Source organism: Allorhizobium pseudoryzae (assembly GCF_011046245.1).
Lineage (GTDB): Bacteria > Pseudomonadota > Alphaproteobacteria > Rhizobiales > Rhizobiaceae > Neorhizobium > Neorhizobium pseudoryzae.
The window spans coordinates 2637809-2661761 of the sequence record NZ_CP049241.1; the positions used below are offsets into that span (position 1 = coordinate 2637809).

The following is a 23953-nucleotide window of genomic DNA, read 5'->3' on the forward strand; positions in this document are numbered from 1 at the left end:
GAACATCAAACGATCAGAATTCAGAGGATTAGAGCGTGACCGCTACCTTCGACAAAGTCGCCGACATCATCGCGGAAACCAGCGAGATCGACCGCGAGACCATCACCCCCGAAAGCCACACGATCGACGATCTGGGCATCGACAGCCTCGACTTCCTCGACATCGTCTTTGCGATCGACAAGGAATTCGGCATCAAGATCCCGCTCGAGCAGTGGACGCAGGAAGTCAACGAAGGCAAGGTTTCGACCGAGGAATACTTCGTTCTGAAGAACCTCTGCGCCAAGATCGACGAGCTGAGGGCAGCCAAGGCCTGATTGGCCCGGCTGACGAAGCCCGATGCTTCTTGAATATTTTCAGATGATCGACCGCGTGGAAGCGGTCGATCTTCAGGCCCGGACACTGTCGGCTCGCTCTGTCGTGCCGTCGAAAAGTCCGGTCTTCGAAGGCCATTTTCCCGGCATGCCGCTGGTGCCCGGCGTTCTCCTCATCGAGACCATGGCGCAGGCGAGCGGCTTTCTGGTGCTCGGCGCGACGAACTTTGCCGCCATGCCCTTCCTGATGTCCGTCGATGGCGCCAAGATGCGCACCTTCGTCGAGCCCGATGCGGTGCTCGACATCGAGGCGTTTCTGGAGCATGAGGGATCGGGTTATGCTGTCACGAAGGCGAAGATCTCGTCGGCGGGCAAAAAGGTCTGTGATGCGCAGCTGAAGCTCCGGACCATGCCCTTCGATCAGGTCCCGCTTGCCGATATCGTTCGCAAGCGTGCCGCCGAAGTCGGCCTTTTGGATGCACTTGCCGCCCGCGCCTGATCGGCCAACGGGACGGGTGAGAAGGATGATCTCGAAATGAGCAGTTCAGACAAGGATGTCGTGATCACCGGAATTGGCATCGTCACGTGCCAGGGTGTCGGCAAGGAGCCGCATGTGGCGCTTCTGACGGGTGCCGCGTCGGCGCGTCCGCCGGTGGAGACGGATCGTTTCAAGCCCTATCCGGTGCACCCGATGCCGGAGATCGACTGGTCGCAGCAGATCGCCAAGCGCGGCGACCAGCGCCAGATGGAAAACTGGCAGCGCCTCGGCGTATTCGCGGCCGGCCTTGCGCTCGATGACGCGGGTCTGAAAGACAATATCGAAGCCTGCGGCACGATGGACATGATCGTTGCGGCCGGCGGCGGCGAGCGCGACATCAAGGTCGATTCGCTCATCGTTGATGAGGCGCTGAAGCGCAACGACCGCGAAATGCTTTTGAACGAAAAGCTGACGACGGAACTGCGCCCGACGCTCTTCCTCGCCCAGCTCTCCAACCTGCTCGCGGGAAACATTTCCATCGTCCACAAGGTCACCGGCTCCTCGCGCACCTTCATGGGCGAAGAGGCGGCGGGCATTTCCGCCGTCGAAACCGCCTATCACCGCATCAAGGCCGGCCAGTCCACCCATTCGCTGGTGGGTGGCGCCTTTGTGGCCGAACGGGCCGATATTATCCTGCTCGTCGAGGGCATCCGTGCCCATGCGACGGGTGACTGGCATCCGCTCTGGTCGCGCGCCATCGAAAACGGCGGCGGCATGATGATGGGCTCGGTCGGCGCCTTCCTCGTCATGGAAAGCCGCACGCATGCAGAGGCCCGCGGTGCGCATATCTATGCGGTGATCGACAAGATCGAAGGCGATCGCGGCAGTCGCGACGACCGTGGTCTCGAAAAGCGTCTCGGACGCCTCAGCGGCCTTGCCGACGATGCAACCCCCGGCGATCTCGTCGTGTTCTCCGGTTCGAGCGGCGTCGTTGATCTCGCAGCCCGCGAACGGGCAGCGCTCGAAGCGGAATTCCCCGGCGCGGCGATCCGCGGTTATGGCGGCATGACCGGCCATGCGATGGAAGCGCAGTTCCCGCTGGGGCTGGCGCTTGCGGCGCTGAGCCTCGACCAGGGCACGGAGGTGCCGGTCTTCGATGCGGATCACGAAAAGCCGATGAGCGGCGGCGCAACCCATGCCGTGGTCACCACCGTCGGTTACCTGCGCGGCGAAGGGCTTGCTGTCCTTTCGAAGAACGGCTGAGGATGACATCATGAGCAATGCTGCTTTCAAGGACCATCTGGGTCGCCCGATCATCGCCGTCACCGGCATGGGCGTCATCACCTCGCTCGGCCAGGGGCTTGCCGACAACTGGGCGGCGCTGACATCCGGCACGTCGGGCATCCACAAGATCACCCGTTTCCCGACAGAAGGCCTTTCCACGCGCATTTCCGGCACCGTGGATTTCATCGAGGTCCCGCATCCGAATTCCGTCGAGCGCTCGTTTGCCATGGCGCGGGAAACCACGACGGAAGCGCTGGCGCAGGCCGGGCTTTCCGGTGATTTCGCCGGTCCGCTGTTCCTGGCCGCTCCGCCGGTTGAGCCGGAATGGAGTGCGCGTTTTGAACTCGCCGACCGCGCACCGCCACCGCAGGCGGAAGCCGATGCCTATGACCGTTTCCTCGCCGCCATGCGCGAGCGCCCCGATCCGGTCTTCCTCGAAGCCGTGCAGTTCGGCTCGATCTCCGAGCGGCTGTCCGATCATTTCGGCACGCGCGGCCTGCCGGTGACGCTGTCGACCGCCTGTGCCTCTGGCGCGACCGCGATCCAGCTTGGCGTCGAAGCGATCCGCCAGGGCCGCACCGACCGGGCGCTGACGGTTGCGACCGACGGGTCCGTCAGCGCCGAAGCGCTCATCCGCTTCTCCCTGCTCTCGGCACTCTCCACCCAGAACGATCCGCCGGAAAAGGCCTCAAAACCCTTCAGCAAGGACCGCGACGGGTTCGTGATTGCCGAAGGCGCCGCCACGCTGGTGCTGGAATCGCTGGAATCGGCGATTGCCCGTGGTGCCAAGGTGCTCGGCATCCTGAAGGGCTGCGGCGAAAAGGCCGACCACTTCCACCGCACGCGCTCCTCGCCGGACGGCGGCCCGGCGATTGCGACGATCCGCGCCGCGCTTGAAGATGCCGGCATGGACGAAAGCGGCATCGGCTACATCAATGCCCACGGCACCTCGACGCCGGAAAACGACAAGATGGAATATGGCGCGATGCTGGCCGTCTTCGGCGACCGGCTGAAGAGCGAGATCCCGTGCTCCTCCAACAAGTCGATGATCGGCCATACGCTGACGGCGGCCGGTGCGGTGGAAGCGGTGTTTTCCATTCAGACCATGCTGACGGGCACGCTGCCGCCGACGATCAACCACGTCAATCCGGATCCTGCGATCGTTCTCGATGTCGTGCCGAACAAAAAGCGTGATCAGCAGGTGACGGCGGTTCTCTCGAACTCGTTCGGCTTCGGCGGACAAAATGCCAGCCTTGTCATGACGGCGGAGCCAGCTTAAACAGCGGCCCACTTCGGCTATTGTGCCCAAACACTCTTTGACGCCTCCGGGCGAAGGGATGAACTCATGCGCGCCTTGCAACTGATCGATGACCGCCGTCTTGAAGCGACCGACATTCCCGAACCGGACGCGCCGGCACCGGGCGAGGTGACGCTTCGGGTGAAGGCGGTCGCGCTCAACCACATCGACGTATGGGGCTGGCGCGGCATGGCGTTCGCCAAGCGCAAGATGCCGCTGACGATCGGCGCGGAAGCCTCCGGCGTGGTCGAGGCGATCGGCCCCGGCGTGTCGAACGTGCTGCCCGGCCAGCTCGTCTCCGTCTACGGCGCCCGCACCTGCGGCCTCTGCAAGCCCTGTCGGGAAGGTCGCGACAACCTGTGCGAACACGTGGCCGGCGTGCACGGTTTCCACCTCGACGGCTTTGCCCAGGAAAAGATCAATATCCCGGCGCGCCAGCTCGTTCCGGCCCCGCCCGGCGTCGATGCGGTCGCGGCTGCGCTCGCACCGGTCACCTTCGGTACCGTCGAGCACATGTTGTTCGACAATGCCAAGCTTGAGCCCGGCGAGACGATCCTGGTGCATGCCGGAGGCTCCGGCATCGGCTCGGCTGCCATCCAGCTCGCCAAGAAGATGGGCTGCACCGTCATCACCACCGTCGGCTCGGATGACAAGATCGAGAAGGCCAAGGCGCTCGGCGCCGATCACGTCATCAACTACCGCACCGACCGTTTCGAGGGCGTGGTGCGCAAGCTGACCAAGAAGAAGGGCGTCGATGTCGTCTTCGAACATGTCGGCAAGGACACCTGGGCCGGTTCGATGCTGTGCCTGAAGCGCGGCGGTCGCCTCGTCACCTGCGGCTCCACCTCCGGTGTTTCCACCGACATGAATCTGATGATGCTGTTCCAGCAGCAGTTGAAGCTGCTCGGCTCCTTCGGCTGCCGCATGGAAAACATGGCGAATGCCATGCAGAAGATGGCGCGCGGCATCGTGCATCCGGTCATCGATACGGAAGTCACCTTCGGCGAGATCGACAAGGCGCTGGAGCGGATGGAAAGCCGCCAGATCTTCGGCAAGATCGTGTTGAGGATGGATTGATCCGTTGAAGATGCTGATTACCCGGATCGTTCTGGCTCTGCGCCACTTCCAGCAATGGCTGGTGGCGCAGGCGGCGTTCGGTTTCCTCAATCTTCTGAAGATCCTGCCCGCCGATCCGGCGATCCGGTTTGCCGACTGGCTGGTGCGCCAGATCGGCCCCAGGACGAGCCGCCACCGGCTGATGCTCGTCAACCTCGCCAATGCCTATCCGGAGAAGAGTGAAGCGGAGCGCGAGGCGATTGCGCTTGCCTCCTGGGGGCATATGGGCCGGCTGGCGGCGGAATATGTCTTCCTCGACCAGTTGTTCGATTTCGACCCGGAATCCACCGAACCCGGTCGCATTGAGGTGGACGGCATTCCGATCTTCCTCGACCTGCGCGACAATCCGCGGCCCTTCATCGTCTTTACCGCCCATACCGGCAATTTCGAACTGCTGCCGGTGGCCGGCAATGCGTTCGGCCTGACGGTGACGGTGATGTTCCGCCCACCGAACAATCCCTACATTGCCGAAAAAGTCTTCTCCTTCCGTGCGGCGCGCATGGGCAAGCTCGTTCCCTCGCATGCCGGCTCCTCCTTCGCGCTGGCGCGCCAGCTGGAAGCGGGCAGGGGCATCGGCGTTCTCGTCGACCAGAAGTTCCAGAAGGGGCTCTCCACCGATTTCTTCGGCCGTCCGGTGCAGACCAATCCGCTGCTCGCCAAGCTGGTCCGCCAGTTCGATTGCGAGGTCTACCCGGCCCGCTGCATCCGCCTGCCGAACAATCGCTACCGGCTGGAGATCGAGCCGAAGATCGACATTCCGCGCAACGAGAAGGGCGCCGTGGACGTGCAGGCGACCGGCCAGCTGCTCAACGACAAGGTGGAAAGCTGGGTGCGCGAGCATCCCGAACAGTGGCTCTGGTACCACGACCGCTGGAACATCAAGCACAGCCTGAAGGGCTGACGAAAAGGCCGGCACATTCCGGGGCGCTGCTTGAGGCGAGAGGTTGCCGCAAGTCTTCTTCTCCCCGCATGCGGGGAGAAGGTGGCCGGCAGGCCGGATGAGGGGCCAACCCACCCATTTTTGCTGTCGTCGCCCCTCACCCCAACCCTCTCCCCGCCAGGCGGGGAGAGGGGGCACGTCGCGCCTGCCTCGGCTGCCTCGATCCTATTTCTGTGCCATTTCCGCTCCCTGCCTCAATCCTCCGCAGCTGCCCCTTCCTCCTCCAGAATCGCCTTCAGGCAGGCGAGGTCCTTGGCGACGTGCGCTGCATCCTGCTCGAACTGCGCCTCCGTCTGCTCGGGCAGGCGGGTGACGAGGAAGATGGCTTCGGCGCCATCGCCGTTCGGCACGATGCGGAAAGCATTGTGCACCTTGAGGCCGGACGGCATGTGCACGACATGGTCGATCACGCCAAAGTCATTGGCCGGGGTAAAGCGCACCCGCACCGTGCCGAGCGGCCCGCCATCGGCCAGCCAATCCTCGCCATCGCGGACGAGGCCGCTGCCGAGGCCGGAGGCCCAGCGGGTCATGTTGTCCGGTTTGGCGGCAAAGGCGTAGACGGCGCGCCAGTCCCGGTTGATCGATAGATGCACGGCTTTCGCCTCCATCGGCGGCATAGTGGTTCCTCCTCGAATGTTCACTGAACGTTCTTTATGGTGCAGACCGCTTGAAAGGCAAGGGTGGCTTGCCCGTCTTTGTCGAACCTCGCCTTCGCCGCCTGCATGGCGGCTATGCGCATGGCATATTTAAACCGTTTCGATTGGTGCTGACCTTGCCGTTCGTCAGTTTGAGTGCCAAAACAGCCACGCAACTGTATTGGAGGCATCCCCCGTGGAACAGGCAGAAATCGGCCTTATCGGTCTTGGCGTTATGGGTTCCAACCTGGCACTCAACATCGCGGAAAAAGGCAACAAGATTGCCGTCTTCAACCGCAGTCCCGAGGCGACACGAAAATTCTATGCCGAGGCCGGCAGCCTGCAGGGCCAGATCATTCCCTGCGAGACGCTGGAAGAATTTACCGCCGCCATCCGCCCGCCGCGACCGATCATCATCATGATCAAGGCCGGTGATCCGGTCGATCAGCAGATGGAACTGCTGAAGCCCCATCTGTCTGCCGGCGACATCATGATCGATGCCGGCAATGCGAATTTCCGCGACACCATGCGCCGCTTCGAGGCGCTGAAGGACAGCCCGCTCACCTTCATCGGCATGGGTGTGTCCGGCGGCGAAGAGGGCGCCCGCCATGGTCCCTCGATCATGGTCGGCGGGACGGAAGAGAGCTGGAAGCGCGTCGAGAAGGTTTTGACCTCGATCTCCGCCAAGTTCAACGGCGATCCTTGCGTCGCCTGGCTCGGCAATGACGGCGCCGGCCATTTCGTCAAGACGATCCACAACGGCATCGAATATGCCGACATGCAGATGATCGCCGAAATCTACGGCATCCTGCGCGACGGGCTGAAACTGTCGGCTGCTGAGATCTCCCAGGTCTTTGGTCGCTGGAACGAGGGGCGCCTCAACTCCTACCTGATCGAGATCACCGAAAAGGTTCTCGCCGCCACCGACCCGGTCACCGGCCAGCCGATGGTGGACGTCATTCTCGACGCCGCCGGCCAGAAGGGCACCGGCAAGTGGTCGGTCATTGAGGCGCAGAATCTGGGCGTTGCCGCAACCGGCATCGAGGCTGCCGTCGCCGGCCGTATCCTCTCGTCGCAGAAGACCGAGCGTGTTGCGGCGGAAAAGATCCTCGGCCTGCCGGACACGGTTGCCTTCCCGGCCACCGATGGCGTCTCCTTCCTGCATGATCTGGAAAACGCGCTGCTGGCCGCGAAGATCGGCGCTTATGCGCAGGGCTTTGCCGTCATGTCGGCCGCCTCCAAGGAATATGGCTGGAACCTGCCGATGCCGACGATCGCAAAAATCTGGCGCGCCGGCTGCATCATCCGCTCGCAGTTCCTCGACGAGATCACCTCGGCCTTCACCAAGGAACCGGATGTGGCGAACCTCATCGTGACGCCGGCCTTCTCGCAGTTCGTCAAGGACACCGATTCGTCGCTCCGCCGCGTCGTCTCGACCGCCGTCATGGCCGGCCTGCCAGTTCCGGCGCTTGCCTCGGCGCTGGCTTATTTCGACAGCTACCGCCGCGGGCGCGGCACGGCGAACCTCATCCAGGCGCAGCGCGATTTCTTCGGCGCCCACGGGTTCGACCGCGTCGATGGCCTCGACAAGCATCATGGCCCCTGGGGCAGCGGCCTCAACGCCTGATCCTAATGAAGTGGGGGCAGGGCGCGGATTCGCGTCCTGCCCTTTTCTTTCCGCTGCGCGCCCTGCTGATCCGCGTGCGGCCGCCGTTCCCTTACCGGGGACGTGCAACACCCAAAGACAATGATGGAGGAGACACACCATGGCCTGGAAACCGTCCGAAGACCGTTATTCCCGGATGAAATATAACCGCTGCGGCCGCTCCGGTTTGAGGCTGCCGGCGCTGTCGCTCGGCCTGTGGCACAATTTCGGCGATGACACCGAGCACCAGCGCAAGCGCGACATCTGCCGCACCGCCTTTGATCTCGGCATCACGCATTTCGACCTCGCGAACAATTACGGCCCGCTGCCGGGGAGCGCCGAAACCGCCTTCGGCGAGATCCTGAAGACCGATTTTGCCGGTTACCGTGACGAACTGATCATTTCGTCCAAGGCCGGCTACAACATGTGGCCGGGCCCTTACGGCGAATGGGGCAGCCGCAAATACCTGATCGCCTCCTGCGACCAGAGCCTGAAGCGCATGGGTCTCGACTATGTCGATATCTTCTATTCGCACCGCTTCGACCCGGATACGCCGCTGGAAGAGACCTGCGGTGCGCTCGACCATATCGTCCGTTCGGGCCGCGCGCTTTATGTCGGCATTTCCTCCTACAATTCGAAGCGCACGCGGGAAGCCGCCGCGATCCTCAAGGATCTCGGCACGCCCTGCCTGATCCACCAGCCGAGCTATTCGATCATCAACCGCTGGGTGGAAGACGATGGCCTCCTCGATACGCTGGACGATCTCGGTATCGGCTCGATCGTCTTCTCGCCGCTCGCCCAGGGCATGCTGACGTCGAAATACCTGGGTGGCATTCCGGAGGACAGCCGTGCTGCGCAGGGCAAGTCGTTACGACCGGCCTTCCTGAACGAGCGCAACATCGAGAACCTGCGGGGCCTGAATGCGATCGCCGAAAAGCGCGGCCAGACGCTGGCGCAGATGGCGATTGCCTGGGTGCTGCGCGGTGGTCGCGTGACCTCTGCCCTGATCGGCGCCAGCCGCCCGGAACAGGTGGTCGATTGCGTCAAGGCGCTGGAGAAGGCGGAGTTCACAGAGGCGGAACTCGCCGAAATCGCCGTCTTTGCCAAGGATGCCGACATCAACCTGTGGGCGGCGTCCGCCGAGCGGGAAGGTCCGTCGCGGTAACACGCTTCCTTTTCCATCTCTTCGGGAGCCCGGCCACGCGCCGGGCTCTTTGCCTCCCGTAAGGTTCAGATGTTCCGGAACTGCTTCAGATTGTCCGGCCAACGAGCTCACTTCATTGCGTATTTGTAATGTGCGGTTCATCTGACATTCAGTCGGAAAATCGCAAGGTTCGGGTGTCAAACACGAGGAGACATCCCGATGAAAGCTTTTCTTTCCCTCCTGACCGCCGCTACCATTCTTGCGGCTCCCATGGCCCAGGCGCAGGATTACCGTGCCCATGACCGCGACCGCCGTGCTCCTGTCGAGCGTAAGGTGGTGATCGAAAAGAAGAAGGTGGTGGTCCATAGAGGACACTGGAAAAAGGGCCAGAAGCTCAGCCGTGCCGAACGGGCACGTTATGCGGAAATCCGCGATTATCGCCGCTACCGCCTGTCCGCACCGCCGCGCGGCTACCACTGGGTGCGGGCCAATAACGAGTTCCTGCTGATCGGCGCCGCCAGCGGACTGATTGCCGGCATCATTGCCGGACGTTGACGGGCGCAAAGGAAGAGCGGGCCGCCGGATCGCTCCGGCGGCCCTTCCGTCTCAGGCAGCCTGTCTGTTCCAGCTCGCAAAGGGATCGGGCAAATCCCTCCAGCGGTCCGGATCAAAGCGGCTGTCTGGCAGGAGACAGATGTCGAGCTGGTTGCGGATCCAGTGTTCGTCCATCGGGTCTGCCCCGATGAAGACGATTTCCTGTCGCCGGTCGCCCCAGACCGGATCGAGATAACGGGCCAGCCCATCGCGGAAGCCGGCATCCTGCGGCCATTGTTCGCGCGGCACCGCATCCCACCAGAGGCCGAGCTTCTGGGTGCGAATGAGTGCGCCGGCCTGCGAGATCTCGCCCACATGGTAGGGCCGCGTCGCCAGCCAGAAGAAGCCTTTTGCGCGGATGACGCCTGGCCAGGACTGATTGATGAAGGTGTGCAGTTTCGCCGGATCGAAGGGACGGCGGGCGCGGTAGACAAACGAGCGAATCCCGTATTCTTCCGTCTCCGGCACATGCTCGTTGAAGCCGTGCAGTTCCTTGAACCACAGCGGATGGGTTTCGGCCTTGGCATGATCGAAAAGCCCGGTGCCCAGAAGATCGCGCGAGGCGACCTGACCGAAATCGGTCTCGATGATCCGTGCATCGGGATTGAGGCCCGCAACGATGGCCCGTGCGGCGGCCCGCTCGTCCGGGGTGGCGGTCGAGATCTTGTTGATGATCACCACATCGGCAAACTCGATCTGCTCCACCAGCAGATCGACGAGCGTGCGGTTGTCACCATCGCCGGCGGTCTCGCCGCGATCGGCCAGAAAGTCGGAGGAGCCATAATCTTTCAGCAGGTTCGCGGCATCCACCACCGTCACCATGGTATCGAGCCTTGCCACATCCGACAGGCTTTCGCCGTTCTCGTCGCGGAATTCGAAGGTGCCGGCGACGGGAAGGGGTTCGGCGATCCCGGTCGATTCGATGAGGAGATAATCGAACCGCTTCTGGTCGGCCAGCGCCCGCACCTCCTTCAACAGGTCGTCGCGCAGCGTGCAGCAGATGCAGCCATTGGTCATTTCCACCAACTGTTCCTGCGTGCGCGACAGTTCGGCCCCGCCATCGCGCACCAGGGCCGCGTCGATGTTCACCTCGCTCATGTCGTTGACGATGACGGCGACGCGCAGGCCGTCGCGATTGGTGAGAATATGGTTGAGAAGCGTGGTCTTGCCGGCCCCGAGGAAGCCGGACAGGACGGTGACGGGAAGTCGCCGATCCATGGGAATGCTCCTTTTGTTATAACATTACAATCTTCAATCCAGAAAAAGGCGGTCTTGGCCGCCTTCTTCGACACGATGGGTCTGTTTAGCTGTCGCGGCCAAGGCAATCCGACAGCGAGGCGGCAATACCGGTCATCAGATCGAAGTAGAGATCCGGGCCGGCCTTCAGTGTCGCGCCTTCCGGATCGAGCACGCCCGATTTTGCCTTGGTGCCTTCCGTTGCGACGTTGATCAGTTTTGGCGTGAACTGCGGTTCGGCGAACACGCAGGTTGCGCCAAGGCTGTTGATCTTCGCCTGGATCTCCTTCAGCCGTTCCGCGCCGGGCGCGGTTTCCGGGCTGACCGTGACCGAGCCGGCAACCGTCACGCCGTAATGATGCTCGAAATACTGATAGGCGTCGTGGAAAACGATGAAGGGCTTGTTTTTCACCGGAGCGATGGTCTTGGCAATGTCGTCGTTCATGGCGTCGATGCGCTTCAGAAGCGCCACGGTGTTCTTCGTGTAGACGGCAACATTCGCGGGATCGGCGGCGACCAACTGCGCCTCGATGGCTTTTGCCATCGCCTTGGCATTTTCCGGGTCAAGCCAGAGGTGGGCATCGAAGCCGCCATGGTCATGATCATGGTGGGCATCCGCTTCGGCGGCATGGTCATGACCTTTGTGGTCGTGATCGTGATCCGAATGGGCTTCCTGCTCCGCGGGTTTTTCCGCCCCGTGATCGTGCCCATGGTCCGCGTGCCCATGATCCGCGTGATCGTGATCATCATCACCATGGTCGTGCGCTTCGAAGGGGCCACCTTCGCGGAAGGGCAGGGTCTCGACGCCCGCCACGTCGCCGAGCGCCACGACGGTCGCTTTGCCGGCGAGCGCATCGAGCGGCTTGTCCAGGAAGGCCTCTAGGTTCGGGCCGATCCAGAACACCACGTCGGCGCCCTCGATGGTGCGCGCATTCGAGGGCTTCATCGTAAACGTGTGCGGGGAGGCGGCGCCGTCGACGATCAGCTTCGGTTCGCCGACGCCTTGCATCACGGCTGCGACCAGCGAATGGATCGGCTTGATCGAGACCACCACGTCCGGTGCGGCCGCGGCGGTTGTGGCTGCCATGGTGCCAGCAGCGAAAAAGGCGGCGGATGCGAAGAGGGCGGTTGCGGTTCGCGTCATGCGCTCGCTCCTTGAATGCTTGTGTTATGTTATTACATAGATTGCGTTACGCTATAACGCGTGTCATAGCAAGAGGGCAATGCCGCCTGAGGTTTTATGAATGTTGATGCATGTTGAACCGCGTGAGGGGCTGCTGGTCTCGCTGAGCCAGGCCGGCGTCATCCGGCAGGGCCGCTGGCTCGTGCGCGGGGTCGATCTGTCGATCGGCCGGGGCGAGATCGTGACCTTGATCGGTCCGAACGGGGCCGGCAAATCCACCACGGCCAAGATGGCGATCGGCGTTCTGGCCGCGGACGAGGGCAAGGTGGAGCGCGCCGCGCGCCTCGTCATCGGTTACGTGCCGCAGAAGCTGGCGATCGACCGCACCATGCCGCTTTCCGTCGAGCGCCTGATGCATTTGACCGGTCGCCTGCAACACACCAAGCTTGAGGCGTCGCTCGACGCTGCCGGCGTGCTTCATCTGCGCCATGCCGAAGTTCAGCATCTCTCGGGTGGCGAATTTCAGCGGGTGCTTCTGGCGCGCGCCATTGCCCGCGATCCCGATCTTCTCGTGCTGGATGAACCGGTGCAGGGCGTCGATTTCGCCGGAGAAAGCGCGCTCTACCAGCTGATCGGTGACATTCGCGACCGCACCGGCTGCGGCGTTTTGATGATCAGCCACGACCTGCACATGGTGATGGCCCGCACCGACACGGTGATCTGCCTCAACGGCCATGTCTGCTGCCGCGGAACGCCCGCTGCCGTCAGCCAGAGCCAGGACTACCAGCGCCTGTTCGGCCAGGCGCCCGCCGGGCTTGCATTTTACGACCATCGCCACGACCATACCCATCTGCCTGATGGTCGCGTGCTGCATTCCGATGGCAGCGTGACGGATCATTGCCATCCCGGTGACGGGCATCACCATGATCATGACGGGCATCCGCACGCCCATGACCATGATGATGGACATGGTGATGATCACGCCGATGGCCATTCGCATACCCACGCCGACGCCCATGCCCACGAGCACCATCACCATCATGAGGCGGAACGGCCGGAACGCGGGGAGGGGCGCCATGTTTGACGACTTCTTCGTCCGCGCCATGGTTGCCGGCGTCGGACTGGCGCTCACCACCGGCCCGCTCGGCTGCCTCGTCGTCTGGCGCCGCATGGCCTATTTCGGCGACACCATGGCGCATTCGGCACTGCTCGGTGTTGCCTTGTCCCTGTTCTTCGAGATCAATCTGCTGGTCAGCGTGTTTGCCGTGGCGGTCGGGGTTTCCCTGCTGCTTCTCCTTCTGCAGAAGCGCCAGGCGCTGTCGGCAGATTCGCTGCTCGGTATCCTGTCGCATTCGACGCTGGCGATCGGGCTTGTGCTCGTCGCCTTCATGTCCTGGGTGCGCATCGATCTCATTGCCTTCCTGTTCGGCGATATTCTCGCAGTCACCACGCAGGACATCCTGCTGATCTGGGGGGGCGGGGCTCTGGTGCTCACGTGCCTTGCCTTCCTCTGGCGCTCGCTGATTGCGTCCACCGTCAGCCATGAACTGGCCGAGGCAGAGGGCCTGAAGCCCGAGCGCGCCCGGCTGATCTTCATGCTCCTGATGGCGCTGGTGATTGCGATTGCCATGAAGATCGTCGGCATCATGCTGATTACCGCGCTGCTGATCATTCCGGCGGCAAGTGCCCGGCGTTTTTCCAGCAGCCCGGAGACGATGGCGGTTCTCTCCTCGCTGATCGGTGCGGTCGCTGTCGTCGGGGGACTGTTCGGCTCGCTCTACGGCGACACGCCCTCCGGTCCCTCGATCGTCGTTGCGGCGCTTGCCCTTTTTGTCGCCAGCCTGCTTGCTCCGGCCCGCCGGACCTTCGCAGGCAGCCCAGCCATTCCGGGAGACCGTCCATGAACACGCCTAACCTGACGAAGAACCAGGCCCTGGTGCTCGACGTGCTGTCGCGTGCGGAGCAGCCGATGAGCGCCTATACGATCCTCGACAAGCTGCGCGACAGCGGCTTCCGGGCGCCGCTGCAGGTCTACCGGGCGCTCGAAAAACTGCTCGACTTCGGCCTCGTGCACCGGCTGGAAAGCCTGAATTCCTTCGTCGCCTGTTCGCACACGCACGAAGCTTGCTGCCAGCATCACCACGGCACGGTTGCGTTTGCCATCTGCGAAAAATGCGGCCAGGTGAGCGAGTTTCACGATCACGCCATCGACGACCGTCTGCGCGGCTGGGCGCAGCAGAAGGGTTTCAAGGCGGAGAAGACGACGATCGAACTGCGCGGTCTGTGCAGCGCCTGCATGGGCGGGTGACGGCCGGATGGTGGTATGGTCGATCGCTCGTCTCAGGCTGCCGTTGCCGTGGTGATCGTGCGGTTTCGGCCACCGTTCTTGGCCTCATAAAGCGCCTTGTCGGCCGCTGCCATGATCGCATCGGCTGAGGGGGATCGCAGGATCGCAAGACCGATGCTGACGGTAACGGGGGCAAGCCCTTCCGGCCAGTCAGCGGCCAATGCCCGGTGGATGCGGTCGGCAACCTTCTGTGCAGCCGTTTCGGTGGCATCGCGCAGCAGGACGGCAAATTCCTCTCCGCCGATCCGGGCCGGCAGGTCGCGCTCGCGGCGCACCTGCAATGCGATCGTTTTCGCCACCTGCTTCAGGCAGGCATCGCCGACCAGATGGCCGTGGGTGTCGTTGTAGCGCTTGAAGTGATCGACGTCGATCAGCAGGAGCGCCAGCATTTCCCCCGTGTCGAGGGAACTCCCGCACGCGGTCCCGAACTGCCGGTCAAACAGGCGGCGATTGGCAATGCCGGTCAAAGGATCCGTCTGCGAAATCGCCGTCAGTTCTTCGTTCACCCGCTCCATGTCGCCCGTGCGAAGCGTCTCCCGCAGGATCATCAGGTACAGGTGGCGCAGCGTGCACTCCAGGCGATAGTTGGCAAGCAGGGTCAGAACGCCGGCCGCGGCCACGAACAGCAGCGCGAGACCGTCTGCCGGTGTCAGCGATGATTCGACGCGTATCCCGAGAAACGCCGTCGTGACGAGCATGATGACAAGCGAGGTGCTGGCTGCAACGGCCGTGCGGAGGTGGAAGACGACGTTCGCCACGACGATCAGCAGACCGATACCGAAGGCCAGTTGCACCGGGGGGGAGCCACGCATCTCGACGAGAATGTTCATGGACAGTCCGATCCAGATCAGCGCGGCGCCGGAGAGCCAGTCCCGGAGCGCGTACGTTGCCAGCCTGCGGCTGAACCAGACAAGATACAGACAGGGAAGCGAGGCGAAGACGACGCGGATCAGCAGAAACTCCCAGAGGTGATCCGGATGCGCGGTATAATCCATAATGATGCCGAGGTTGAAAACAACCAGGCTGATGGCGGTGGCCTTCAGGGACTGGCCTGATTTCAAGTCTGCGGCATACGCTTGATAAGACCGCTCCAAAGGCTGCGGAAAGCGGGAAACGTAACGTTTGGACGCAAGCGCCTGATCGACTTGCGGGGCAACTGCACGCGCAAAAGCAGAATGATCCTGCTGCAAATCAGTCATCAAAATAGACCTGTCCGAACAGAGCGGCAGCAAATGCTTAAATAGTATTGCCTACGAGATATGAATAATCACTTAGTACATCTTATAGGGCGCCGTAACGCAACAGTTTTTCAGATTTCGCGCAGACTGCCAGCGAACCGCTGCCAGTTCTTCACATAATTTTCGGCGGATTGGCGCAGTTTTGCGACACCGTCCTCGTCAATCGTGCGGATCGCCTTGGCCGGAGATCCGACGATCAGCGAATTGTCCGGAAACTCCTTGCCTTCCGTCACCAGGGCATTCGCACCGACGAGGCAGTTTTTGCCGATGCGGGCGCCGTTCAGCACGGTCGCGCCCATGCCGACCAGCGAATTGTCGCCGATGCTGCAGCCGTGGATGATCGCGCCATGGCCGATGGTGCAGCCTTCACCGATCGTCACCGGAAACCCCCAATCCGTGTGGATCACGGTGTTTTCCTGGATGTTGGTGCGCGCACCCAGCGTGATCCACTCGTTGTCGCCGCGGATCGTCACGCCGAACCAGATGCCGACATCCTCGCCGATCTCGACCCGGCCGATCACATGCGCACCCGGCGCCACCCAGAAACGTCCGGCTGCGGGTGTCTTCGGGGCCTGATCGTCGAGTGCATAGAGCGGCATGATGGTTTCCTCCTCGTTCGTCCCGTCAGATGATGGCGACGTCCAGGTCCGCGACGCCCTCGACGCCGCAGCGGATGTGGTCGCCGCGGACGATCGGCCCGACGCCGGCGGGCGTGCCGGTCATGATGATATCACCGGCGGCGAGCGTAAAGAGCTTTGACAGCTCGACCACGATTTCCGGCAGTTTCCAGATCATCTGGGCAAGATCGCCCGACTGCTTGCGTTGACCATTGACGTCGAGCCAGATGGCGCCTGCCTGCGGATGGCCGATCTCGTCTGCGGGACGAAGGGCGGAGACGGGGGCGGAAGCCTCGAAGGCCTTGGCCGCTTCCCAGGATCGACCGGCTTTCTTCAAGCCGTCCTGCAGGTCACGCCGGGTGAAATCGATCCCGACGCCGTAACCCCAGACGCAGTCGAGTGCATCGTCGAGCGCGATATCGCTGCCGCCGGCCTTCAGGGCCATTACCAGTTCCACCTCGAAATGCACATTGGCGGACAGCGGCGGATAGGGAAAACGGCCGTCCGTCACCAGGTTCTGCGGGTTCTTCTGGAAAAAGAAGGGCGGCTCGCGCGAGGGGTCGTGGCCCATCTCGATCGCATGGTCGGCATAATTGCGGCCGACGCAATAGACCCGGCGCACCGGAAACTGCGCATCCGAACCGGACACGGGCAAAAGGACGGGCTGGGGAAGCGGGATGACGGTGGTGGGCAAAGCGGTCACGGAAACCTCGTGCGGCAGGATGATGTGTCAGTCCCTCCTTTCCTATCGGAGGCGCCGGCATTTGTCTCGCCTTTCCTGGTCCGCGCGACGCTCTTGGGGCGGCTCGATTATCCCCGACCGGCAGGCCGGTTCAGGCGCGACTTCAACCCGCCGGCACCGATGATGGTACAGGCGGGTTGAAGTCCGAAGATGGGTGGCAAGGCCGTTCGTCGTGACGGCAGATCAGCCGAACGCGATGTCGCCGATGACGCGAACGCGCACGCGCCGCGCGCCGCCCGGCAGATAGGCGATCGGGATATCCTCGATCTCGAGCGTCTTCAGGCTGTCCTGCGCTGCACCGGAGGAAACGGCGGCATTGCGTGCACCGGTTTCCGCCGCCGCCAGCGCCTCGTCACGGCTCATGCCGGAAAAGACCTGGTCCACTTCGCCCGACACCTGCGCCATGGCCGCCCCCAGTGCATTGGCCACGCCTGCATTTTTTACCCGAACCACCTCGGAAGCGCCGGCAACCTTGTCCGGGATCAGGAAGGCGCCGCCGCCGACGGCAATCAGCGGGACGTCATCGGCCGAGGTTTTCATACGGTCGAAATTGTCCGCGACCATGTCGCCGATCCGGGCAAGGGTGGTGCGCACCAGATCCCGGTCGAGCCCCTTCACACGATCCCGGTCGCCCATCTCGACGATGCCTGCCGCAACCGCGATGTCGGAGGTGGTCAGCGTCGAGCCGCCAAACACCAGGGCCTCGGTGAGGATGCGATAGCCGGCGGACCGCGGGCCGATCTCACCGGTCTGCGGGTTGATGATGGTGCCCCCACCCAAGGCGATCGGCAGGAGATCCGGCATGCGGAACAGCGTCCTTACGCCGCCGATATGCACGATATTGTTCGCCTCGCGCGGGAAACCGCCGACCAGGCAGCCGATATCGGAGGTCGTGCCGCCGACATCCACGACCATGCCATTCTCCATGCCGGTCAGAAAGGCGGCGCCGCGCATGGAATTGGTGGGGCCGGAGGCAAAACTGTGAACCGGATTGGCCGCGGCGACATCCGCGAGCGCCACGGTGCCATCGTTCTGCGTGAGGTAGAAGGGGGCGCCAACGCCGATGTCCGAGAGAGCATCGGCAAAGGCCTGAACCGTGGTCCGGCCCAGCGATTGCAGCGCGGCGTTCAGGATTGCGACGTTTTCCCGCTCCAGAAGACCGATCCGGCCAAGTGTGTGGGAGAGCGTGATCCTGGCGTCCGGAATGACGGACCGCACGATCTCGGCGGCTTTCACCTCACATTCAGTCGTGAGCGGCGAGAAGATGGCCGAGATCGCGATCGAGGTGATGCCGGCATCGCGGATGCGCATCGCCGCGTTGCGGATTTCGTCTGCCTGCATGGGCACCAGCGGACTGCCGTCATATTCATGGCCGCCATGCACCATGAAGATCATCGGATCGACAGCTTCATAAAGGTCGCGCGGCCAGTCGCACATCGGCGGCAGCGAGCGGCCGGTCGGAAGTGCTACACGAATGGCGGCGACACGCTCCAGACGGGCGCGCTCCACCACCGCATTGGTGAAATGCGTCGTGCCGATCATCACCGCATCAACGGAAAGCCCGGTCGATGCCGGCGCGTTGATCACATGCGAAAGGGCAGCCTTGACCCCCGACAGCACATCCTGCGTGGTGGGAACCTTGATCGAGGCGACAATGCGCTCGCCATCCACCAGAACGGCATCCGTGTTCGTGCCGCCAACGTCAATACCGATGCGTTTCATGGAAATACCGATCTGAAGTCAATGTCATAGCCGAAGGCGCGGGGGCCGACGGCGGCAATGCCGGCAGGCGTGGTCAGCAGGCGGGGAGCGGGCAGCGCGACGACCGTCACACGCTGGCCGTACCGAACGGATTCCGTTCCGATCGCGCTGCCGGACACCGTATCGAGAAGGCAGAGCAGGTCGGGGGTCATCGCCACCGCTTCGCCGTCGCGGAAGGCAACGGCCCATTCGTTCTGGAAGGCAAGCTCCATACGTGCGCCGCGATCGCCGTCGATACCCTCAATGACTGTACGGCCGCGCAAAAAGCCGCCGGTCGTCTCCCGCGCCACATCGATCACCTTGCCGCGGAACAACAGCTTGCCGCCTTCGTGGTTGAGAATGGCCTCGACGGGATCGGCGTGCCGGCGGCGGGCATCGAGCACCGCCTTGCCGAGTTCGACCGCCTTGGTCACCGTGTCATGAATGCCCCATTCCTTGACTTCCCGGCCGGTGCGCGGTGCCTTGCAGGTGGCAGCGGTCGAGCCCACTTCCGTGCAGACCTTGCGCGAGATGCGCTCCATCCATTTCCACGAGGCCGCCCGCGTCACGATCACCTCGTTGTCGCGCACATCGACCAGCGACAACGGGAACATCGGCAGGTTGCCTATCGCAAACGAGGTCATCTGCGCTTCCGGATAGGCGCGCCCCATCGCATCGGCATTGACGACGGGACGATTGAGAACGGCGGCTGCCAGGAAGGAGGACAGCGCGTTCGATCCGCCGATCTCCACGCTCATGATGGCGCGGAAACGCTTGCCAAGATAGTCTTCCATGACTTCGACCGCACGGGCGAGATGCACGGGGTCGCCCAGGCGTTCCTGGCCGACCAGCGGTGCCCCCATCTTGGAGACGACGGCGACCATGTCGTCGTCGTCGAGCGCCATCGGATCCATCAGATCGACGCGGGTGCCCTCGGCATAGAGCCGGCGGAGGTTCAGCGTGGAGATGTAAGGATCGCCGCCACCGCCGGTGCCGAGAATCCAGGCGCCGATGGCAAGCGGTTCGATGTTTTCTTCTGCAAATTCCTGAAGCATGTCCGACCTTCGGCAAGGCAAGGAGGGGGTATGCCGGCCCCGGGGTCGGGGCCGGTTTGTCAGCTGGATGCGAAGGCTTAATTCGCCGTGCAATCCCAGGTGAAGTTGGAGAAGTTCAGATCCCAGCTCTGCATGGGAATGAACTTGTAGCCCTGCAGGCAGGCATTGGCCGCATAGCGCCGGTTCGGGGCAACCGCCCAGACATCCGGCTGCAGATCGGCGATCTTCGCCTGCAGGTCCTTGTAGACGGCATTCTGTTCGGCCACGTCGGTGGTGCCGCGCGACTTGTCGATCAGCGCGTCGATCTCCGGATTCTGCAGCCATTCCATGGACATCCAGGTGCCGGATGCCTTGGAGTGGTACTGGTTGTAGAACATCGAATCCGGCGAAGGATAGGTCGGCGAAATGTTGACCTGTGTCGAGGCGGGCGTCGTGTCCGGCTTGGAGGACAGTTCAACGATGCGGTTCCACGGCTCCGGCTTGATGTCGAGCGTGATGCCGATCTGCTCCAGATTGGCCTGCAGAAGCAGTGCCACTTCCGCCTCGAAGGCGAGCGAGGCGACGTAGCTGTTCACCAGCGTGATCTTCTGCCCCGCATATTTCGACTTCGCCAGTTCCTCCTTCGCCTTTTCAAGGTCGAAGGTGCCGGGCTTGATGTCGCCGTTATGCGCGTCCTTGAAGGCCGTCGACAGCGGGCCCTGCATGTCGGTGCCGGGGTAGATGATGTCCTGGATGGTCTTGTAGTCGGTGGCATAGGCGATGGCACGGCGCACATGCACGTCGTCGGTCGGATAGACCTTGGTGTTGAGCTTGATGACGAAGCCGCCGGACGTGCGCGTCTGGATCAGCTTGTAGCCCTTCATCTTGCCGATGGCTTCGTAGGTGTCGTTGCCGAGGCCGTGCGAGGAAAAACCAAGCTCTCCCTTTTCGGCCAGCGCCTTGACGGTCGCATCGTCGCTCGTCTGGACGAAGCGGACCTCGTCGATCGGCGTTCCCTTCGTCCAGCCGAGGAAATAATCGGCGTTGCGGGCGATCACCATGTCGGCGGAGCGGTTGTAGCTGACGAGCTTGTAGGGGCCGGAGCCTGCCGAATGTTCGCCGACATAGGCCTCGCCCCATGTGTCGTCCGGCTTGGCATTGGCGGTGATCAGCGTCTTGTTGAGCGCCATCATCAGCGGTGTCGCGGCGAGGAACGGCGAGAACTGCCGGTCGATCTTGAGGACGAGCGTCTTCTCATCCGGAGCGGTCACGTTTTCCGGCTTCAGCACGCCGACGATCAGGTTGGAGGGGCCCTTGTTGATGCCCAGCAGACGCTGGATGGACCAGACCATGTCGGCAGCCTTGACCGGGGTGCCGTCCTGGAACTTCGCGTCGTCGCGCAGATGGAAGGTGTAGGTCAGCCCGTCGTCCGACACCTCCCAGGACTTTGCCAGATGCGGAACGATCTCGCCGGAGGGGCTGACGGTTGTGAGACCGTCATACATGTTCACGATCGCCATGTAGCCGGTGTAATCCGTGACCTTCGCCGGATCGAGCGAGCTGAAGATCTGCTGGACATTGACGACGGTCGAGATCTTATCGGCGGCGGAGGCTGCCGGAAGACCTGCGCCAAGGGCAACAGCCGTGCCGAGCGCAAGCAAGGCCAGGCGCTTCGAAATCATGCTTCTCATGCTGGAGGTTCTCCTCTTTTATGCGGCGGGAACCGTCCCGCCGGTTGTTTGGGGTTGGGCTCGGAAGGGTCAGGCCGCCTTTGGCAGCGGCGAGAAGGCGATGTCCGGGTAACCGAAGGCGGCCGGCCCCACGACCTCGAGGGCCGCTGGTGAGCGCAGAAGGTCGTGGCAGGGGATGGCGATCACGGCGACGCGCTGGCCGTAACGCAGCATTTCGGTGGTGATCGGATAGCCAGTATCCACATCGAGCAGCACGATGAGATCGGGCACGGTGACCTCGACCACGCCATTGCGGCGGAAGAGGAGGAATTCGTTCTGGATTGCCACACTCGCGGTCTCGCCGGCCCAGCCGTCAAAGCCCGCGAGTTCCAGATCGCCGACCGCAAAGCCCCCGCGCAGATGGCGCTTCAGATCGGTGATCTTACCGTTGAAGATGCGCCGCCCGCCTTCGAGATCGCATACGGCCTGGATCGGATCATCCTGCATCCGGCGCGCGCGGATGACGGCCTCGCCAAGCGCGATCGCATTCGTATAGCTGCGCGGAATGGCGAACTGGTGGACGAAGTGTGCCTGCATGGGGGCCGTGGCCAGCATCGCCCCGCCGCCCTGGGCGACGACGCAGGCGCGTGCCATCCGTTCGTGCCAGACTTCCGAGACCGCATGGCTGAAGATCACCGCATTGCCGTGCAGGTCGCACATGACCGAGGGCGTGGAGCTGTGGCCGTAGATCGAGAAGGTGGTCATCTGCATTTCCGGGAAGGCGCGGCCCATGCCGTCGCAGTCCAGGATCGGCAAACCGCCGAGTGCGGCCGTCACCAGCGGGCTCATGGAATTGGCGCCACCAATCTCCTCGCAGACGATGGCATCGACCGGCATCCGGATCAGTTCTTCCATGGCGCGCAGGCAGCGAAGGCCTTCCCGGCCCTCCCGGATGCGTTCGACACCGACGACGGGCGCACCGATCCCGCCGATCGACATGCAGAGCGCGTCGGGCTCTATGGCATCGGTCGCCAGAAGCTTCATCTCGTGGCCGGCCTTCAGCGCCTCGAGCGCCAGAAGCTTGCCCTGATACGGATTGCCGCCGCCGCCGGTGCCCAGGATCCCGGCGCCAATCTCCAGCGCCTCCAGATCGTCGCGGGTCAGGGTGCGCAGGGCAGCCTCATCGTATTTCAGCTTGCGCGTTTCAGCCATGATAGGCTCCCATCTCTCCAACGACCTTGACGTGAATGCGGGTGGCGTTGCCCGGCAGGTATGCGAGGGGCGTATCCTCCCGCTCGATGACTTCCAGCGTGTCGGAAATGGCGCCGGCGGCGATCGCCTTGTCGCGTGCCTCCGCCTCCGCCTCGGCAAGCGCTGCTTCGCGGGTCCTGCCATCGACGAGGGAAAACACCCGATCCGTTTCTCCACTGACCTGGGCGATCGCGGCGCCCACGGCATTGGCGACCGCAAAATTCTCCGGCCGCACGACCTCAAGGTCGCCGATCCGGTCCGGCATCAGGATCGAGCCGCCGCCGACGGCAATGACCGGCACTGGGGTCGAGGAGATACGGCTGCGCTCCACGCAGGCTTCCAGCATGGCATCGATACGGGCAACCGCTGCCCCCACCAGCGCCGCATCGAGGGTACGGACCAGCGCTCTGTCACCCACGTCCGCTTTGCCGGCTGCAACTGCGATATCGGTTGCCGTGAGGGTCGAGCCACCAAAGCAGAGAGCCTCGCGGCGCACACGGTAGCCGACGGATTTCGGACCGATCGAGATGCCGTTCTCGCCCTTCACCACCAGCGAGCCGCCACCGAGGCCGATGGAAAAGACATCCGGCATGCGGAAGTTCGTCTTCACGCCGCCGATATCGACTGTGGTGGAAGCCTGGCGCGGGAACCCGTGCGAGAGCGAGCCGACGTCGGTGGTCGTGCCGCCGACATCGACCACCACCGCATCCTTGAGACCGGTCAGAAAGGCGGCGCCGCGCATCGAGTTCGTCGGGCCGGAGGCGAAGGTCAGCACCGGAAAGGCACGCACCACGTCTGCGGCCATCAGCGTGCCGTCGTTCTGGGTGATGTAGAAGGGGCAGGTGAGGCCGGCCTGCACCAGCGCCTTCTGGAACGCGGCGACTGTCCGGTCGGCGAGCGACAGCAGGCTGGCATTCATGATGGCGGCACTTTCGCGCGCCAGCAGACCATGGCGGCCGATATCCTTCGACATCACCACCGGCACGCCGGGGCAGTGACGGTGGAGGAGTTCGCGCGTGCGCAGCTCCATCGTGTCATTGATGCCGCTGAAGACGCAGGTGACGGCTGCTGCCTTCAGACCCTTGGCGCGGATTTCGCCGGCGATGCGGACGATCTCGTCCTCATCGAGCGGCGAGAGAATGCGACCATCGAACTCATAGCCGCCCTTCACCTGGTAGCCGTGATTGCCGACGATCTCGCGGATGTCGTCCGGCCAATCGACCATGGGCGGAAGACCGGCACCGGAGGGCAGGCCGAGCCGGATGGCGGCAACTTCATCCATATGGCGCCGCTCGATCACGGCATTGGTGAAATGCGTGGTGCCAATCATCACGGCGGCGATGGCCGTGCGGTCGATGCCGGAGGCGGCAATGACATTTTCCAGCGCCTCGATGACACCCGCCGTCACGTCTTCAGTGGTCGAGGCCTTTACACCGGCCAGAACCGTCTTGTCCTTCAATATGACGGCATCCGTATTGGTGCCGCCGACGTCGATCCCTACGCGATACACG

The 23953-nt window shown here is 63.3% G+C and carries 23 protein-coding genes; 12 read left to right on the forward strand and 11 right to left on the reverse strand.

What is annotated here, in order from left to right; translation table 11 throughout:
- Positions 1 to 35 precede the first annotated feature (35 nt).
- From G6N78_RS12760 to G6N78_RS12785, 6 genes are all read left to right on the forward strand, one after another.
- Positions 36 to 314: an acyl carrier protein gene (locus G6N78_RS12760; RefSeq protein ID WP_046797252.1), complete on the forward strand. Its 279-nt coding sequence runs from the start codon at positions 36 to 38 to the stop codon at positions 312 to 314.
- A gap of 22 nt (positions 315 to 336) precedes the next feature.
- Positions 337 to 810, forward strand: coding sequence for a 3-hydroxyacyl-ACP dehydratase FabZ family protein (locus tag G6N78_RS12765; protein WP_165218935.1), 474 nt, complete (start codon positions 337 to 339; stop codon positions 808 to 810).
- A gap of 36 nt (positions 811 to 846) precedes the next feature.
- A complete protein-coding gene (locus G6N78_RS12770; RefSeq protein WP_165218938.1) occupies positions 847 to 2052 on the forward strand; it encodes a beta-ketoacyl-ACP synthase in 1206 nt (401 codons plus the stop codon).
- Positions 2053 to 2062: 10 nt separating this feature from the next.
- The gene (locus tag G6N78_RS12775; RefSeq protein WP_165218941.1) at positions 2063 to 3352 is read left to right on the forward strand and encodes a beta-ketoacyl-ACP synthase; all 1290 of its coding nucleotides are present in this window, start codon (positions 2063 to 2065) and stop codon (positions 3350 to 3352) included.
- A gap of 66 nt (positions 3353 to 3418) precedes the next feature.
- Complete coding sequence (locus tag G6N78_RS12780; protein ID WP_165218944.1) at positions 3419 to 4447, forward strand: zinc-binding dehydrogenase; 1029 nt, start codon at positions 3419 to 3421, stop codon at positions 4445 to 4447.
- Between the two features lie 4 nt (positions 4448 to 4451).
- Positions 4452 to 5387, forward strand: coding sequence for a lipid A biosynthesis lauroyl acyltransferase (locus G6N78_RS12785; protein ID WP_165218947.1), 936 nt, complete (start codon positions 4452 to 4454; stop codon positions 5385 to 5387).
- Positions 5388 to 5620: 233 nt separating this feature from the next.
- Here G6N78_RS12785 and G6N78_RS12790 read toward each other — a convergent pair whose 3' ends face one another.
- Complete coding sequence (locus G6N78_RS12790; protein WP_165218950.1) at positions 5621 to 6043, reverse strand: SRPBCC family protein; 423 nt, start codon at positions 6041 to 6043, stop codon at positions 5621 to 5623.
- 214 nt (positions 6044 to 6257) lie between these two features.
- On the opposite strand from G6N78_RS12790, the gene gnd reads away from it, so the two are divergent.
- The 3 genes from gnd to G6N78_RS12805 all read left to right on the forward strand — a co-directional run bounded on the left by gnd (position 6258) and on the right by G6N78_RS12805 (position 9405).
- A complete protein-coding gene (gnd, locus tag G6N78_RS12795) occupies positions 6258 to 7688 on the forward strand; it encodes an NADP-dependent phosphogluconate dehydrogenase (RefSeq protein WP_165218953.1) in 1431 nt (476 codons plus the stop codon).
- Positions 7689 to 7827: 139 nt separating this feature from the next.
- Positions 7828 to 8871 carry an L-glyceraldehyde 3-phosphate reductase gene (mgrA, locus tag G6N78_RS12800; protein WP_165218956.1) on the forward strand — a complete coding sequence of 348 codons (1044 nt, stop codon included), beginning with the start codon at positions 7828 to 7830 and terminating at the stop codon, positions 8869 to 8871.
- A 198-nt stretch (positions 8872 to 9069) separates the two neighbouring features.
- Positions 9070 to 9405, forward strand: a complete 336-nt coding sequence (locus tag G6N78_RS12805) for an RcnB family protein (RefSeq protein ID WP_165218958.1) — start codon at positions 9070 to 9072, stop codon at positions 9403 to 9405.
- Positions 9406 to 9456: 51 nt separating this feature from the next.
- On the opposite strand, the gene G6N78_RS12810 is transcribed toward G6N78_RS12805, so the two are convergent.
- Together G6N78_RS12810 and G6N78_RS12815 are read right to left on the reverse strand one after the other, a co-directional pair.
- Positions 9457 to 10662: a GTP-binding protein gene (locus tag G6N78_RS12810; RefSeq protein WP_165218960.1), complete on the reverse strand. Its 1206-nt coding sequence runs from the start codon at positions 10660 to 10662 to the stop codon at positions 9457 to 9459.
- An 85-nt stretch (positions 10663 to 10747) separates the two neighbouring features.
- On the reverse strand, positions 10748 to 11824 hold the full coding sequence (locus tag G6N78_RS12815; protein ID WP_165218962.1) for a zinc ABC transporter substrate-binding protein: 1077 nt from the start codon (positions 11822 to 11824) through the stop codon (positions 10748 to 10750).
- Positions 11825 to 11924: 100 nt separating this feature from the next.
- On the opposite strand from G6N78_RS12815, the gene G6N78_RS12820 reads away from it, so the two are divergent.
- Genes G6N78_RS12820 through G6N78_RS12830 form a run of 3 tightly spaced genes read left to right on the forward strand, consistent with a single transcriptional unit; the run spans position 11925 to position 14111 of the window.
- Positions 11925 to 12887, forward strand: coding sequence for an ATP-binding cassette domain-containing protein (locus G6N78_RS12820; protein ID WP_165218964.1), 963 nt, complete (start codon positions 11925 to 11927; stop codon positions 12885 to 12887).
- On the forward strand, positions 12880 to 13707 hold the full coding sequence (locus G6N78_RS12825; protein ID WP_165218966.1) for an iron chelate uptake ABC transporter family permease subunit: 828 nt from the start codon (positions 12880 to 12882) through the stop codon (positions 13705 to 13707). Before G6N78_RS12820 ends, G6N78_RS12825 begins: the two co-directional genes overlap by 8 nt.
- Positions 13704 to 14111 (forward strand): Fur family transcriptional regulator, encoded by a 408-nt coding sequence (locus G6N78_RS12830; RefSeq protein WP_165218968.1) that lies wholly within the window; start codon positions 13704 to 13706, stop codon positions 14109 to 14111. Before G6N78_RS12825 ends, G6N78_RS12830 begins: the two co-directional genes overlap by 4 nt.
- A 32-nt stretch (positions 14112 to 14143) precedes the next feature.
- Here the strand turns inward: G6N78_RS12830 and G6N78_RS12835 are convergent, their stop codons facing one another.
- From G6N78_RS12835 to G6N78_RS12870, 8 genes are all read right to left on the reverse strand, one after another.
- Positions 14144 to 15349, reverse strand: a complete 1206-nt coding sequence (locus tag G6N78_RS12835; RefSeq protein ID WP_165218970.1) for a GGDEF domain-containing protein — start codon at positions 15347 to 15349, stop codon at positions 14144 to 14146.
- A 110-nt stretch (positions 15350 to 15459) separates the two neighbouring features.
- Positions 15460 to 15987 (reverse strand): gamma carbonic anhydrase family protein, encoded by a 528-nt coding sequence (locus G6N78_RS12840; protein WP_165218972.1) that lies wholly within the window; start codon positions 15985 to 15987, stop codon positions 15460 to 15462.
- Between the two features lie 25 nt (positions 15988 to 16012).
- Positions 16013 to 16699, reverse strand: coding sequence for a fumarylacetoacetate hydrolase family protein (locus G6N78_RS12845; protein ID WP_165221727.1), 687 nt, complete (start codon positions 16697 to 16699; stop codon positions 16013 to 16015).
- 231 nt (positions 16700 to 16930) lie between these two features.
- Positions 16931 to 18469: a hydantoinase/oxoprolinase N-terminal domain-containing protein gene (locus tag G6N78_RS12850; RefSeq protein WP_165218974.1), complete on the reverse strand. Its 1539-nt coding sequence runs from the start codon at positions 18467 to 18469 to the stop codon at positions 16931 to 16933.
- Positions 18466 to 19542 carry an S-methyl thiohydantoin desulfurase family protein gene (locus G6N78_RS12855; RefSeq protein ID WP_165218976.1) on the reverse strand — a complete coding sequence of 359 codons (1077 nt, stop codon included), beginning with the start codon at positions 19540 to 19542 and terminating at the stop codon, positions 18466 to 18468. The genes G6N78_RS12850 and G6N78_RS12855 overlap by 4 nt, the downstream gene beginning before the upstream one ends.
- Before the next feature lie 77 nt (positions 19543 to 19619).
- Positions 19620 to 21212, reverse strand: coding sequence for an ABC transporter substrate-binding protein (locus tag G6N78_RS12860; RefSeq protein ID WP_165218978.1), 1593 nt, complete (start codon positions 21210 to 21212; stop codon positions 19620 to 19622).
- 69 nt (positions 21213 to 21281) lie between these two features.
- Positions 21282 to 22403 (reverse strand): S-methyl thiohydantoin desulfurase family protein, encoded by a 1122-nt coding sequence (locus tag G6N78_RS12865; RefSeq protein WP_165218980.1) that lies wholly within the window; start codon positions 22401 to 22403, stop codon positions 21282 to 21284.
- The gene (locus G6N78_RS12870; protein WP_165218982.1) at positions 22396 to 23952 is read right to left on the reverse strand and encodes a hydantoinase/oxoprolinase N-terminal domain-containing protein; all 1557 of its coding nucleotides are present in this window, start codon (positions 23950 to 23952) and stop codon (positions 22396 to 22398) included. The genes G6N78_RS12865 and G6N78_RS12870 overlap by 8 nt, the downstream gene beginning before the upstream one ends.
- Position 23953: the final 1 nt, after the last annotated feature.